This window comes from Acetobacter aceti, assembly GCF_002005445.1.
Taxonomy (GTDB): Bacteria; Pseudomonadota; Alphaproteobacteria; order Acetobacterales; family Acetobacteraceae; genus Acetobacter; species Acetobacter aceti_B.
The window spans coordinates 175,796-188,161 of the sequence record NZ_CP014692.1 but is presented as its reverse complement, the minus strand read 5'-3'; the positions used below and the strand labels follow the sequence as shown (position 1 = coordinate 188,161).

Below are 12,366 nucleotides of genomic sequence, written 5' to 3'. Positions count from 1 at the left end.
CCGACAAGAGAAGGAGGGCGGCCAGACGGTCCGGCCTGTAATGCACACTTCACACAACCCGCACTGAAATTCAGCGCAGCACGTCCGGCCTGCGAACCGTCGCAACAACCCACCTTACAGAGAGTCGCTACAGACGAACAGGCGGAGACCACAGACAGTCTCCGCCCAGAACCAACTCAAACAGTAGCGGCACGCAAAAAGTGCCGCCAGAAGATCGAGATAATTATTTAATCTCAACCTTGGCGCCGTTCTCTTCAAGAACCTTCTTGATTTTCTCGGCTTCGTCCTTGTTGACGCCTTCCTTGACGGTCTTCGGAGCGCCCTCAACGAGATCCTTTGCTTCCTTCAGGCCCAGACCTGTGATCGTGCGGATTTCCTTGATCACGTTGATCTTCTTGTCGCCTGCGCTGGCAAGGATCACGTCGAATTCGGTCTTCTCTTCAACCGGAGCAGCGGCAGCACCTGGAGCAGCGGCGGCAACAGCAACCGGAGCGGCGGCGGAAACGCCCCACTTCTCTTCGAGAAGCTTTGACAGCTCGGCAGCTTCGAGAACTGTAAGAGCGGAAAGCTCGTCAACAAGCTTGTTCAGATCGGCCATGATATGGTCTTCCTAATATAGATACTGATTCCGGATGCACAACCCGAAACAAACGGATCATGCGTATTTTCTCTCTCCCCTTACGGGGAGACGCGTCAGGCTGCGTCCGCCTCGCCCGTCTTGGCATAGGCGCCAAAGACCCGAGCAAGCTGGCCTGCCGGCGCCTGAAGAACGCCTGCGATACGCGTAGCCGGTGTGGAGATAAGTCCCACAAGCTGCGCGCGAAGCGTGTCCAGCGACGGCAGCTCGGCAAGCGCCTTGACCCCGTTGACGTCAAGCGTCTGGGCTCCAAGGGCGCCACCAAGCACCACCAGTTTCTCATTGGTCTTGGCGAACTCGACGATCACCTTCGCCACTGCAACAGGATCAGCCGACCACGCCAGCGCGGTCGGTCCCTTGAGCAGCGGCGCAATGCCGTCGAATCGGGTCCCATCCAGGGCGAGAGTGGCCAGCCGGTTCTTCGCGACTTTGTAAGTCGCACCCGCCTCACGCACCTTGCGCCGCAGATCCGTCACAGCGGCCACTGTCAGCCCGTCATTACGGGTGACCACCACCATGGACGTCTCGGCGAACACGGTCGCGAGGGAGGCTACGGCTTCGCGCTTCTCCGTACGGTTCACTTCCCGTCTCCGTCTTAATTCATCCGCATCAGCGAATAAATCGGTTACCCAAGGACTGCCAGAGGAACTGGCAATCCGGTTCGCCTGTCCATGTCACGAAACGCGGGAAGCAGATCGAAATCCACATAACCAGCATCCTCGTCTTCCGGTCGCGCAACACCGTTTTTACGATATCGCCTTAAGGCATACGCCACGCCCGGTCTTGGACAGGATCGGGCGGCGCAGACGCACCGCCCTAGAAAGTCAGGAGACCGAAAATCTCCCGACATCATTTTTATGAATCAGCCGCTGAAAGCGGAGACTTCAACCGTCACACCCGGACCCATTGTCGAGGAAAGCGCCACCTTCTTCAGGTAGGTTCCCTTCGCACCGGTCGGGCGCGCCTTCTGGACGGCATCCACGAAGGCGCGGATGTTCTCAGCCAGCTTGTCGGTATCGAAAGACGCCTTGCCGATACCGGCATGGATGATACCGGCCTTCTCGGCGCGATACTCAACCTGACCGGACTTCGCGGCTTCAACAGCGCCCTTGACGTCCATGGTCACTGTGCCGAGCTTCGGGTTCGGCATCAGACCACGCGGGCCGAGCACCTTACCGAGACGACCGACGAGGCCCATCATGTCCGGAGTCGCGATACAGCGGTCGAAATTGATTTCGCCAGCCTGCACCTTCTCCATCAGGTCTTCCGCGCCAACCACATCGGCGCCGGCAGCCAGAGCTTCCTCAGCCTTCGCGCCACGGGCGAACACGCCGACGCGCAGGGTCTTGCCCGTGCCGTTCGGCAGGGAAAGCAGACCACGCACCATCTGGTCTGCATGACGCGGATCGATACCGAGATTCAGGGAAATCTCAACCGTCTCGTCGAACTTCGCTTTGGCGTTGCTCTTCACAAGGGCGAGGGCTTCATCGAGGGCATACTGCTTCGTGCTGTCAACAGCGGCACGTGCAGTGGTCAGACGCTTGTTCTTTGCCATGATCTCAGCCCTCCACAACCTGCAGGCCCATCGAACGGGCGGAACCCATGAGCATACGGACGGCGCCATCGATGTCGTTGGCGTTCATGTCTTTCTGCTTTTCAGCAGCGATCTCGCGCAGCTGCGCCATCGTCACCTTGCCGACAGCGGCGGACTTGCCGACGGTCTGGCTACCCTTGGAGACCTTGGCGGCCTTCAGCAGGAAGTAGGTGTTCGGCGGCGTCTTGGTGATGAAGCTGAACGTACGGTCGGCATATGCGGTAATGACCACCGGAATCGGCATGCCGGGCTCAAGGGTCTGCGTCTTGGCGTTGAACGCCTTGCAGAATTCCATGATGTTCAGGCCGCGCTGACCAAGAGCGGGACCGACCGGCGGAGACGGATTCGCCTTGCCTGCCGGGATTTGAAGCTTGATGTAGCCAACGATTTTTTTGGCCATATCCGGGACTCCTTATATGATGAACCCGAACCGCGGTTCTGGCGAAACCCTCCGACGCACTGGGCGCACGGATGTCTCTCCCGCGTTCCGTAAGAGCCGGGGCCATACGCCTGGTTCCATGCCACGTCAAGTATGCGCGACAAAGAATCGGGCTTTTAGAAGCAGGCAAGTTACATCCGTCTTTTCGTCATGATAGGAAGAACATCATGTCACGACGTCCGGACATCAGCGCGCCACGCCCCCCCTCCCCCGCACCCGACCGGAAGTCTCTTCGGGAAGCGGCCATCGCCCATCTGGCGCGATTTGCCGCGACGGAAAGAGGGCTCGCTCTTGTCCTTGAACGGCGGATAGCCCGCTGGGGACGAAGAGCCGTCGAAGACGGACAGGACTCGTCCATCGTCACCGAAACTGTAAACGGCCTTCTGCCACTCGCCGCCTCCATCGCGCAGGACATGGTTACGCTGGGCGCAGTCGATGATCATGGATTCGCAAAATCCCGCGCCGCGCGCCTGACCCGCAGCGGCCGCTCACGACGGGCCGTGCAGGCTCAGCTCGCCGCCAAAGGCATCGCCCCGTCAACCACCGGGCAGGCCCTTGATGAAACGCTGGGGCAGGATGAAACAGCCCGCGACGCCGAGATAGCCGCGGCGCTCATTTTTGCCCGCAAGCGCAGGGCTGGCCCTTTTCAGCGCGATGAACAGCCTGACGAAGAGAATGAACCTCATCCGGACAGGAAAGCCCGGCTTTACAGCGCATTTGCCCGCGCAGGCTTCTCCCGCGACATCACCCGCAGAGCGCTCGAAATGGACCCGGAAGAAGCGGATGATCGCATTCTGACATTGAAAGCCAGCCTGTGAAAGCTCAGCCGTGACGCCTTCCCCTGCCAGCCCGCAGCCCTTCCCGAGCCGCTCCTTCAGACAGATCCTCTGCTGCCTGCCGGCCCTGCTGCTCGCGGGATGCGGCGGCACAGGCGGAAGCTGGCACGGGCAGCTTCAATGCGCGCCCTGGGCACGGGAACATTCGACCATCGCTCTCAGGGGAGCCGCCGCCTCCTGGTGGCGCAGCGCTGATGGGCAATACGCGCGCGGCACTCATCCAGCACCGGGCGCCGTGCTGGTGTTCCGCTCTTCCTCCCGCCTGCCCGACGGCCACGTCTCCGTGGTACGGTCCATCAAGGGCGCCCGCGCCATCCTTGTCGATCAGGCAAACTGGAATCCCGGGCGGGTCGATCATGCCGTGCCCGTAATCGATGTCTCCCCGGGCAATGACTGGACACGGGTCCGGGTATGGTGGAGCCCGACGGAGAGCATGGGGCGCACAGTCTATCCGACTTACGGCTTCATTCTTCCCGGACGTCCCGGCGGGTGGATTTCGTAAATAAATAGACATCAAAACCCCATTGGCTTTCCGCATCGGGGGCGTGTAATAACGAGACCAACATCTGCACAGGTGTTTCAGGCGGTCATTCCCCTGAAGTCCATGCAACACCAACTGAAACTACGCCCGTCCGCGCCCTCCATCGCTCGGCGGTTTCTTCAGGTTGAGGAGTCGACATAATGGGTAGCTTCAGCATCTGGCACTGGCTGATCGTTCTGGCCGTGGTCCTGATCGTCTTTGGCGGCAGCGGCAAAATCAGCACGCTGATGGGTGACTTCGCCAAGGGCATCAAGTCCTTCAAGAAAAACCTTGATGACGACGAGTCCATGGAACACCCGGCCTCGACACCGGACGGACGGATCTCGCCGCCACCTGCCAGCCCCACGAATTTCTCCACGGAACAGCGTCCCACGACGTCCGGCGGCCCTAACACACACTGACATCTGGTCGCCCTGAGTGGCGGCCCGCTTCAGGGATTCGTCACACGATGAGTTTCGTCACTGATAAAACCTCCTCACACGAGGTCTCCGGCGCGTCCGACACGGCATGGGATCATGCAGTCGAGCAGATCATCCATGCGGGCCGCCGCATGGACCGGCGCGGCTGGGTGCCTGCAACCGCCGGCAACCTCAGTGTTCGTCTTGCTGACGGGCGAATTGCCGTGACCCGGTCCGGGGGACATAAAGGCTTCCTGACCCGACAGGGCGTCATCGAGGTCGGTCTCAACGGCGCCTCCATGCGCCCGGAAGACCGCCCAAGCGCCGAGACACTCCTGCACTGTCAGATCTATGCGCATTTCCCTGACGCCGGAGCTGTCCTGCACGGACATTCCGTCGCATCGACCGTGCTCTCCATGGCGACGAACGAGCCGGAGTTTTATCTGGCCGATTATGAAGTCCTGAAAGTCTTCGAGGGCCAGACCACGCACGAGACGCAACTCGCCGTCCCCGTTTTTCCGAACGATCAGGATATCGCGCGCCTTTCCCGGAGTGTCGCCCTGTTCCTTGACGAGATGAAGGCCGGGTACATTATCCGCGGGCATGGCGTATATGTCTGGGGGCCGGACATGGCCACCGCACTCGCCCGTCTGGAAGGTCTGGAATTTCTCCTCGCGTGTGAACTGGAGCAGACGAAACTTCGCGCCGTGACTCAGGGAGCCCGATCATGAGCAGCCTCACGGTCTATGATGACACCCGCCCCGGTCAGCCGGAATTTTCCAGTCATGACGCCGATGCGATCGCCGACCGACTGAAGCCTCTCAACGTACGATTTGAGCGCTGGACCGATGTCGAGCCTCCCGTCCGCGCAGCCAGTCAGGACACCGTGCTGGCCGTCTACCGCCCCTATCTCGACAGGCTGATGGGCGAAACGGGCGCCGGGTCGGCCGACGTTATCAGCATTGACCTCAACACCCCCAACCTCACGGCTCTGCGGGAGAAATTTCTCTCCGAGCATATCCACTCGGAAGACGAAGTGCGGTTTTTCGTGCATGGGCAGGGTCATTTCGTCCTGCATGTGGATGGCAAGGTGTACGATGTCGGCTGCACACAGGGTGATCTGATTTCCGTCCCTACGGGGATTCCACACTGGTTCGACGCCGGTGAAACACCGGATGTCGTGGCGCTCCGTATCTTCACTCACAAGGAGGGCTGGGTCGCGGATTATACCGGCGACGATATCGCCCTCCGTTTTCCCGCCGAGATCGCGTAAATCAGGCCGTATGAACAGCATTCCTACACCATCCGTCATCCTGCTCGACATCGAAGGCACCACCCTTCCTGTCTCTTTCGTGCACAAGGTTCTGTTTCCTTATGCGCGAAAGGCGCTTCCTGATCTGATCCGGGACAGGGCGGGAGATCCTGCCGTCATCGCCGCTCTGGAGGAAACCCGGGCACTCGGCCCGGATCGTGAGCCGCTCGACCAGTTGATGGAATGGATGGATGAGGACGCGAAAATCGGCCCCCTCAAGGCTCTGCAAGGCATTGCATGGGCTGACGGCTATGCCTCCGGCGCGCTGATTGCCGATCTCTTTCCGGACGTGCCGCCTGCCCTGCGCACCTGGTCGGAAGCAGGACTGACGCTTGCCGTCTATTCCTCGGGATCGGCTCCCGCCCAACGCCTGATCTACACCTACACCACTGACGGCGATCTGACGCCGCTCTTCAATGCCTTTCTGGATCTGGAGATGGGCGGCAAGAAAGACGCGGAGAGTTATCGCCGCATTCTTGCGAAAACAGGCTGGAACGCTCCGGACGTTCTGTTCGTATCGGATGTCGTCGCTGAACTGGACGCAGCGGCCTCGGCGGGTCTGCTTACCTGCCAGATGGTGCGCCCGGAAGACGGCACCATCGCGGGCAAACCTCATCCCGTCGCTCATTCCATGAAGGAGGTCGCAGACCTGTTCAGCCTTCCGGAACCCGCCGGCAAGGCACAGTAATGCAAGCCCATCTGTATACGGACTGGCGTTCCATCCCCTCCGAGGCGCGTGGCGCGGCGGCGGCTCTCGGCAACTTCGACGGTGTCCATCTGGGCCACGCCCATCTGGTGCGCACGCTGCATCTGAGCCAGCCGGACGCGCCCCTCGCAGTTGTCACGTTCGAGCCCCATCCCCGTGAACTGTTCAGGCCACAGGACCCGCCGTTTCGTCTGACGCTGGCGGATGAGCGTTTCGCGGCGCTGGCGGCGCTTGGCGTGCAGTATGTCTTTCAGATTCCGTTCGATGAAGCCTTCTCCCAAATGCCTGCGGAACGCTTCGTCGATGACGTTCTGCATGACGCATTCGGTCTGAAGCACATTGCCTGCGGACATGACTTCGCCTTTGGGCATCGGCGTGGCGGCGCCAGCAGTTTTCTGGCGGAACGCGCCAGCGAGCTGGGGATCGGCCTCACCCTTGTGTCAGCTCTCGCCGATGCCGACGGTCCTTACTCCTCAACCCGGATCCGCCGCCTTCTGCAGGACGGCTACCCCGAGCGGGCAGCAGCCGAACTGGGTCGTCCATGGTCGATTCGGGGGCAGGTCTGCCATGGTGACAAGCGCGGCCGCCTTCTGGGTTTCCCCACAGCCAATGTGCGCCTTGGTCGCCATCTTGAACCGGCCCGTGGCGTTTACACGACGACCGTGCGGCTGCCGGATGGCCGGACCTACGACGGAGTGGCCAATATCGGCCGACGCCCCACCATCGCCGACGGCAGCGAAAGCCGCATGGAAGTCCATATTCTTGATTTCGCGGACGACCTTTACGGGCAGACGATTTCCGTGGCCCTCCACGATCTGCTACGCACTGAAAAGAAGTTCGAGAGTCTGGACGCCCTGAAGCAGCAGATCGCCAGTGATACGGTGCAGGCCCGGCAGCTACTGCGGAACCGGCGCAACAGCCTGTAAGACCGCACGCGGAACCGCTGGCGACTATCAAAAAATTTTGGTGAAGCTTTTTTCAGAAAGCCTGAAAGAACATCGCCTTTTTAAAAAAGGCGGCGCCAGAAAACTTTCCGTTTACTACTGAATAGAGACCCTAGTCAGGCGCTCCGGCAAAATCCCTCTGCCAGACCGATGCCTGCTGCTCAGGCGGTTTGACATTGCAGGACGCCAGATAAACCCCGATCGTGAACGTGGCATTGGCCAGCGTGTTAAACCATGCCGCCAGCGCATAATGGGCGTCCACGGTCGACCCCTGCCACGCGGAATAGACCAGAAACACCAGAGAGATCGGTCTCAGACCAAGAAACATGGTCCGCAGAGGATTGACGAAACCGGGCCGGACCAGAGACCGGACCCGGTTCACACCAAGGTAGAATGACACCCAGAGAACCCAGATCAGCACATCGAACATGGCGCTGAACGGGTCCATCCCCAGCAGGAAGATCATGGCCGCAGTGGCCGCTCCCGACAGCATGAGAGAGCCGAACAGAAGACTCATCCCCGCCTCGAAAGCAGGGAGCCGTTGCGGCAGACGGTCCGCCAGAGGCTGAAAGACCCGATCAAGAATCCAGAGGTCCACCCGGGTTATACTTTCGCCCACTGTCATCTCACGTCTCTCGTAATCCCTGCGTCTTCCTCAGGCTTCGCCTTCCGGGGTCTTCTTGTCGACAGCCTGCGGGAGAAAATGTGTCAGGGCAGGCAGAAGCGTTTCGGCGGGCAGGCCGGTCCGTGAGACCAGCGCCTGCACTTCCGAATTACCCAGAATCTGACGAATCTCATCAGGCGAAACCGGAAGATTGTCTCCCTTGCCGACCCATGACCGCACCTTGTCACCCAGCCCGGCCTCATCAGCCTTGGCGATGATGCTCTGAATCATTTCCGGCTGCAGAAGCGCCTGAATCTGCTCACCCAGCTTTTCATGAAGGTCAACACCAAGCGCGCTGCTTACCTTGCCGACAAGATTATCAAAAACACTCATTGAGTCAGTTCCCTGTTCCGCACGAAGACACCGCTGCCGGAAGCGCAACTCTGCCATACCTGCAGATTAGCCCACTTCACATGCATTGGCGACAGATCACAGTTGCGTTATAGTCAACAAACCCCATATCGGGCAGGATTTCGTGATGGAAATGCCTGATATGCGGCCAGCCCCACAAGACATGGGGCAAAGTTTCGTTATCCATGATTCAACGTCCCGCTCTCTGTTTCAGGCAAAACCGTGCCCGCGCTTCCCGGAATTCCACTCTTTCTGATCAAGCGCGTGCCTTTCCTGAGCCATCTGCGCCCTATAAGGCAGCCTGGCGAAGGTCGGAACAACGCCCTTCGCTGGCTATACGCGCCGACGCCTGCAGCCCTGGGATTTGCGGTCCGCACGACCGCAGCGGCCATGATGGCGCAGGTCATCGCCATGTGGATGGAACTGGACGACCCCCAATGGGCCGCCATGACCGTCTGGATCGTGGCGCAGGGCTCGCGCGGCGAAAGCCTGTCCAAGTCCCGCTGGCGTATCGTCGGAACAGCCATCGGCGTGATCATGTCCATCGCGCTGATTTCGGCTTTTCCCCAATATCCATGGCTGTTTTTCCCGGCGCTCGCCATCTGGCTCGGTCTCTGCTGCGCGCTCGCCACACTGGTTCATAACTTCCGGTCCTACGCACTCGTTCTGGCGGGATATACGACAGCCATCATCGCGCTGGGCGCCGTCAATGACCCGGAAAACGTGTTCATGGTGGCCATGTCCCGCGCCACCTACATCATTCTCGGCATCTGTTGCGAAGCGCTTCTGGCGGGCCTTTTCGCGCATAACCTGGCCGACACGGCCCGTTCCAACATCCGCGCGAAACTCCGCACCGCCCTGACGAGCGTCTCTGACGCACTCGCCAGTCTGCTGGAAGGCAATCAGGCTGCTCTCATCCGTTCCCGCACCCTGTTCGGTCCTCTCCTGTCGATCAATGACCAGATCGAATTCAGCGAAGTCGAGATGGGTCCGCACGGACACGAGGGCGATCACGCCCGCGCCGCTCTCGCCGCCGTGTCCGTCCTCCTGTCACGCGGTCTCGGCATGGCCGTGCGCCTGCAGTCTCTCGATCTGGCCCAGCCTGTTTTCGAGCGCACAGCCCTCCTGACCCGCACATTTCTGGAAACCGTGCCGCCCCGTCTTGATACGGACGAGAACGTCGAGATTCTCCGGCATGATCTGTCCCTGCTGCGGGCCGAATGCCGTCAGCGCATTGTTGACGCGCTGACCGAAGAAATCGCGATCGGTGACCGCACGGCGAAAGATCCCCGCATCCCCGGCCTGCTCGATCAGCGCATCCTGCATAACGCCCTGGATGAACTGCTCGCGGAGCTCGACATCGCCCTGACCGAGTTCAAGGCCAGCCATACGGTCATTCCCGGTGACCATTTCCGTTTCCGTCTGCAGTCACACCGCGACTGGCGCGAAGCAGCCTACAACGGCGTGCGAGCCGCCGTCGCGACCGTGGCCTCGGCCCTTCTCTGGGAAATTACGGCATGGCCGACCGGGCTCGGATTCGTGACCTTTGTGACGCTGGTGTGCGGCCTGTTCGCCACAAGAGAGAATCCCGTTCTCGCGACGTCAAACTTCCTCAAGGGCAGCCTCTGGGCCGCCGCTGTTTCGTTCTTTCTCGTTTTCCTGATCATTCCACGCATGTCGGAATACGAGACGCTGATCGCGGCCATGTTCATCCCGAGTGTGGCCGGCGGACTGGCCGCCCGTAACGCCTCCACCGCACTTCATGCCGCCGCGTATACCCTGCTTCTCCCGAACTTCGTGCATACATGGAATCAGGGACGCTGGAACGAGATCGGCTGGTTCAACTCGACAGGAGCCGTCCTGCTGGGTGTCGCTTTCGCCGTGGCGATCTTCCGTCTTGTGCTGCCATTCAGCGCAGCCGATGAACGCTGGCGGATGCGTCGGAGCATATTGCAGGACCTTCGCACGCTGGCGGAGAAGCAGCCCATCCCGCAGACTCAGGACTGGACCGGTCGCAACATCGACCGTTTCGCACGAGTCATCCGGCATGCTGGCCCTACCCCTTCGCCCACTATCGAGGGCTATCTGCAGGGCACGCTCGCGGCCATGACCATCGGCCTCAACATCATCCGTCTGCGTAATGTGCAGGCCCGCAACCAGCTTCCGCCGCAAGCCCGACAGGCCGTGCAGGCGACACTGAACCGCATGAGCCAGTTCACAGGAAAATATAACCGGGCTTCGAATACCGCTCGCCGCGCCACAGCCATTCTCCGCCAGATCGAAGCGCGGGAAGAAAACATCACCACACGTATCGAGCTGACCCGAGCCATCGCCTATCTGATCGTCGTCTCGCATGAGCTGGACGCCAATCGCGTCTTCCTTGACGCCTCCAAACGTTTCAAGGTGTAGGCCGCTTCCGTCAAAATTATCTCTACTCCGTAAAACATCTTCTTTTTCCAGACGTTAAATCTGTCCCATGTCAGCTACGATCTGTCGCAAAAAGGAAAAGAACATGTCACGGAAGGTCTGGATTTACGGTATTGGCGGCGCTGCCGTGATCGTCCTGATAGGGGGCGGTCTCTGGAAAACGGTTCTGCAGAATGAGCAGGCAACCTTGCCCGTGGCGGAAGGCACAGGTCCCCGCCCGACACTCCCCGCGCCTGACCCGCGCCTGATTCCCACGATCAATGTCGCCTCCCCCATCGGATGGCAGAACAGCGAGCATCCGGTCGCCGCTGCCGGGCTGACAGTCACACCCTATGCAACCGGTCTGGATCATCCTCGCTGGTTGTACAAGCTGCCCAATGGCGACATACTTGTGGCCGAATCAGAATCACCGGGCACAGATGCGAACTCCATCAAGGGTATGTTTTCCAATTTCTTCATGAAGAAAGCCGGGGCGGGCGGCAAAAGTCCTGACAGGATCATGCTGCTGAGAGACGCCAAACAGTCAGGGCAGGCCGATACGCGGGAAGTGTTCCTTGAACATCTTCACTCCCCGTTCGGAATGGCGCTGATCGGGAACGATCTCTACGTCGCCAACGCGGATGCGATCCTGCGTTTCCCCTATCAGGAGGGTGAAACCCATATCAGTGCGGCGGGCGAGAAGATCGTTGATCTTCCCTCGGGCTATAACCATCACTGGACCAAGAATATTCTGGCCGCACCGGACGGACAATCCCTGTTCGTAACGGTCGGGTCCAACAGCAATGTCGGTGAAAACGGCATGGAGGCGGAGACTGACCGGGCACGTATCCTTCGTCTGGATCTCGCAACCCGCAAACTGACCCCATACGCCACTGGCCTTCGCAATCCCAACGGGCTGGCATGGGAGCCGCAGACTGGCGCTCTCTGGGTTGCTGTCAACGAGCGTGATGAAATCGGTAGCGATCTGGTGCCGGACTACATCACAAGCGTGAAGGAAGGCGCGTTTTACGGCTGGCCCTACAGTTATTACGGCCAGCACGTCGACGCCCGTGTCAAACCGGAAAATCCCGTTCTTGTCACACAGGCTATTGCCCCCGATTACGCGATCGGTCCGCACACAGCGTCTCTCGGCGTTGCTTTTTCGATGGATGCCCAGGCGCTGCCCGCTGACTGGCGCAGTGGGCTGTTCATTGCCCAGCATGGCTCATGGAACCGGCGACCGAAAAGTGGCTACAAGGTGATCTATGTGCCGTTCACGGATGGAAAACCTTCTGGCGCGCCAAAGGACGTTCTCACGGGCTTTCTGACTGCGGACGAAGAACATGTGCATGGACGGCCCGTCGGCCTTGCGCTGGACAGGGACGGAGCCCTGCTTGTGGCGGACGATGTCGGTAACACGGTCTGGCGCGTAACGGCGGCGGCTCAGTAACAGAGTTCCTCTCCGGGATGGATGGTCGTATGACGATCATCCATCCTGTTCTTCTGAAGATGTTTCAAGACAGACTCAAGTCGGGAGA

At 60.2% G+C, this 12,366-nt stretch carries 15 protein-coding genes; 9 read left to right on the top strand and 6 right to left on the bottom strand.

Going from position 1 to position 12,366, the window contains the following annotated elements; translation table 11 throughout:
* Nucleotides 1–223 precede the first annotated feature (223 nt).
* The 4 genes from rplL to rplK form a co-directional block, all read right to left on the bottom strand.
* On the bottom strand, nt 224–598 hold the full coding sequence (gene rplL / locus A0U92_RS00805) for a 50S ribosomal protein L7/L12 (protein ID WP_077811577.1): 375 nt from the start codon (nt 596–598) through the stop codon (nt 224–226).
* Nucleotides 599–693: 95 nt separating this feature from the next.
* Nucleotides 694–1,218, bottom strand: coding sequence for a 50S ribosomal protein L10 (gene rplJ, locus A0U92_RS00800; protein WP_077811576.1), 525 nt, complete (start codon nt 1,216–1,218; stop codon nt 694–696).
* 281 nt (nt 1,219–1,499) lie between these two features.
* Nucleotides 1,500–2,192: a 50S ribosomal protein L1 gene (gene rplA, locus A0U92_RS00795; protein ID WP_077811575.1), complete on the bottom strand. Its 693-nt coding sequence runs from the start codon at nt 2,190–2,192 to the stop codon at nt 1,500–1,502.
* Between the two features lie 4 nt (nt 2,193–2,196).
* Nucleotides 2,197–2,631, bottom strand: coding sequence for a 50S ribosomal protein L11 (rplK, locus tag A0U92_RS00790; RefSeq protein ID WP_077811574.1), 435 nt, complete (start codon nt 2,629–2,631; stop codon nt 2,197–2,199).
* A 206-nt stretch (nt 2,632–2,837) separates the two neighbouring features.
* On the opposite strand from rplK, the gene A0U92_RS00785 reads away from it, so the two are divergent.
* The 7 genes from A0U92_RS00785 (at nt 2,838) to A0U92_RS00755 (ending at nt 7,389) form a co-directional block, all read left to right on the top strand.
* Complete coding sequence (locus A0U92_RS00785) at nt 2,838–3,488, top strand: regulatory protein RecX (RefSeq protein ID WP_077811573.1); 651 nt, start codon at nt 2,838–2,840, stop codon at nt 3,486–3,488.
* A 64-nt stretch (nt 3,489–3,552) separates the two neighbouring features.
* A complete protein-coding gene (locus A0U92_RS00780) occupies nt 3,553–4,008 on the top strand; it encodes a CHAP domain-containing protein (protein WP_236748326.1) in 456 nt (151 codons plus the stop codon).
* Nucleotides 4,009–4,187: 179 nt separating this feature from the next.
* Nucleotides 4,188–4,448: a twin-arginine translocase TatA/TatE family subunit gene (locus tag A0U92_RS00775; RefSeq protein WP_077811571.1), complete on the top strand. Its 261-nt coding sequence runs from the start codon at nt 4,188–4,190 to the stop codon at nt 4,446–4,448.
* 47 nt (nt 4,449–4,495) lie between these two features.
* Complete coding sequence (locus tag A0U92_RS00770; protein WP_077811570.1) at nt 4,496–5,176, top strand: methylthioribulose 1-phosphate dehydratase; 681 nt, start codon at nt 4,496–4,498, stop codon at nt 5,174–5,176.
* Nucleotides 5,173–5,718, top strand: a complete 546-nt coding sequence (locus tag A0U92_RS00765) for a 1,2-dihydroxy-3-keto-5-methylthiopentene dioxygenase (RefSeq protein ID WP_077811569.1) — start codon at nt 5,173–5,175, stop codon at nt 5,716–5,718. Before A0U92_RS00770 ends, A0U92_RS00765 begins: the two co-directional genes overlap by 4 nt.
* Nucleotides 5,719–5,728: 10 nt before the next feature.
* A complete protein-coding gene (mtnC, locus tag A0U92_RS00760; protein ID WP_077811568.1) occupies nt 5,729–6,445 on the top strand; it encodes an acireductone synthase in 717 nt (238 codons plus the stop codon).
* Complete coding sequence (locus A0U92_RS00755; RefSeq protein WP_077811567.1) at nt 6,445–7,389, top strand: bifunctional riboflavin kinase/FAD synthetase; 945 nt, start codon at nt 6,445–6,447, stop codon at nt 7,387–7,389. Before mtnC ends, A0U92_RS00755 begins: the two co-directional genes overlap by 1 nt.
* 130 nt (nt 7,390–7,519) lie before the next feature.
* Here the strand turns inward: A0U92_RS00755 and A0U92_RS00750 are convergent, their stop codons facing one another.
* Together A0U92_RS00750 and A0U92_RS00745 are read right to left on the bottom strand one after the other, a co-directional pair.
* Complete coding sequence (locus A0U92_RS00750) at nt 7,520–8,032, bottom strand: hypothetical protein (RefSeq protein WP_077811566.1); 513 nt, start codon at nt 8,030–8,032, stop codon at nt 7,520–7,522.
* A 30-nt stretch (nt 8,033–8,062) separates the two neighbouring features.
* Nucleotides 8,063–8,404, bottom strand: a complete 342-nt coding sequence (locus A0U92_RS00745) for a YidB family protein (RefSeq protein WP_077811565.1) — start codon at nt 8,402–8,404, stop codon at nt 8,063–8,065.
* Nucleotides 8,405–8,644: 240 nt separating this feature from the next.
* On the opposite strand from A0U92_RS00745, the gene A0U92_RS00740 reads away from it, so the two are divergent.
* A complete protein-coding gene (locus A0U92_RS00740; protein ID WP_077811564.1) occupies nt 8,645–10,831 on the top strand; it encodes an FUSC family protein in 2,187 nt (728 codons plus the stop codon).
* 103 nt (nt 10,832–10,934) lie between these two features.
* A complete protein-coding gene (locus A0U92_RS00735; protein ID WP_187668819.1) occupies nt 10,935–12,278 on the top strand; it encodes a PQQ-dependent sugar dehydrogenase in 1,344 nt (447 codons plus the stop codon).
* Nucleotides 12,279–12,366 lie beyond the last annotated feature (88 nt).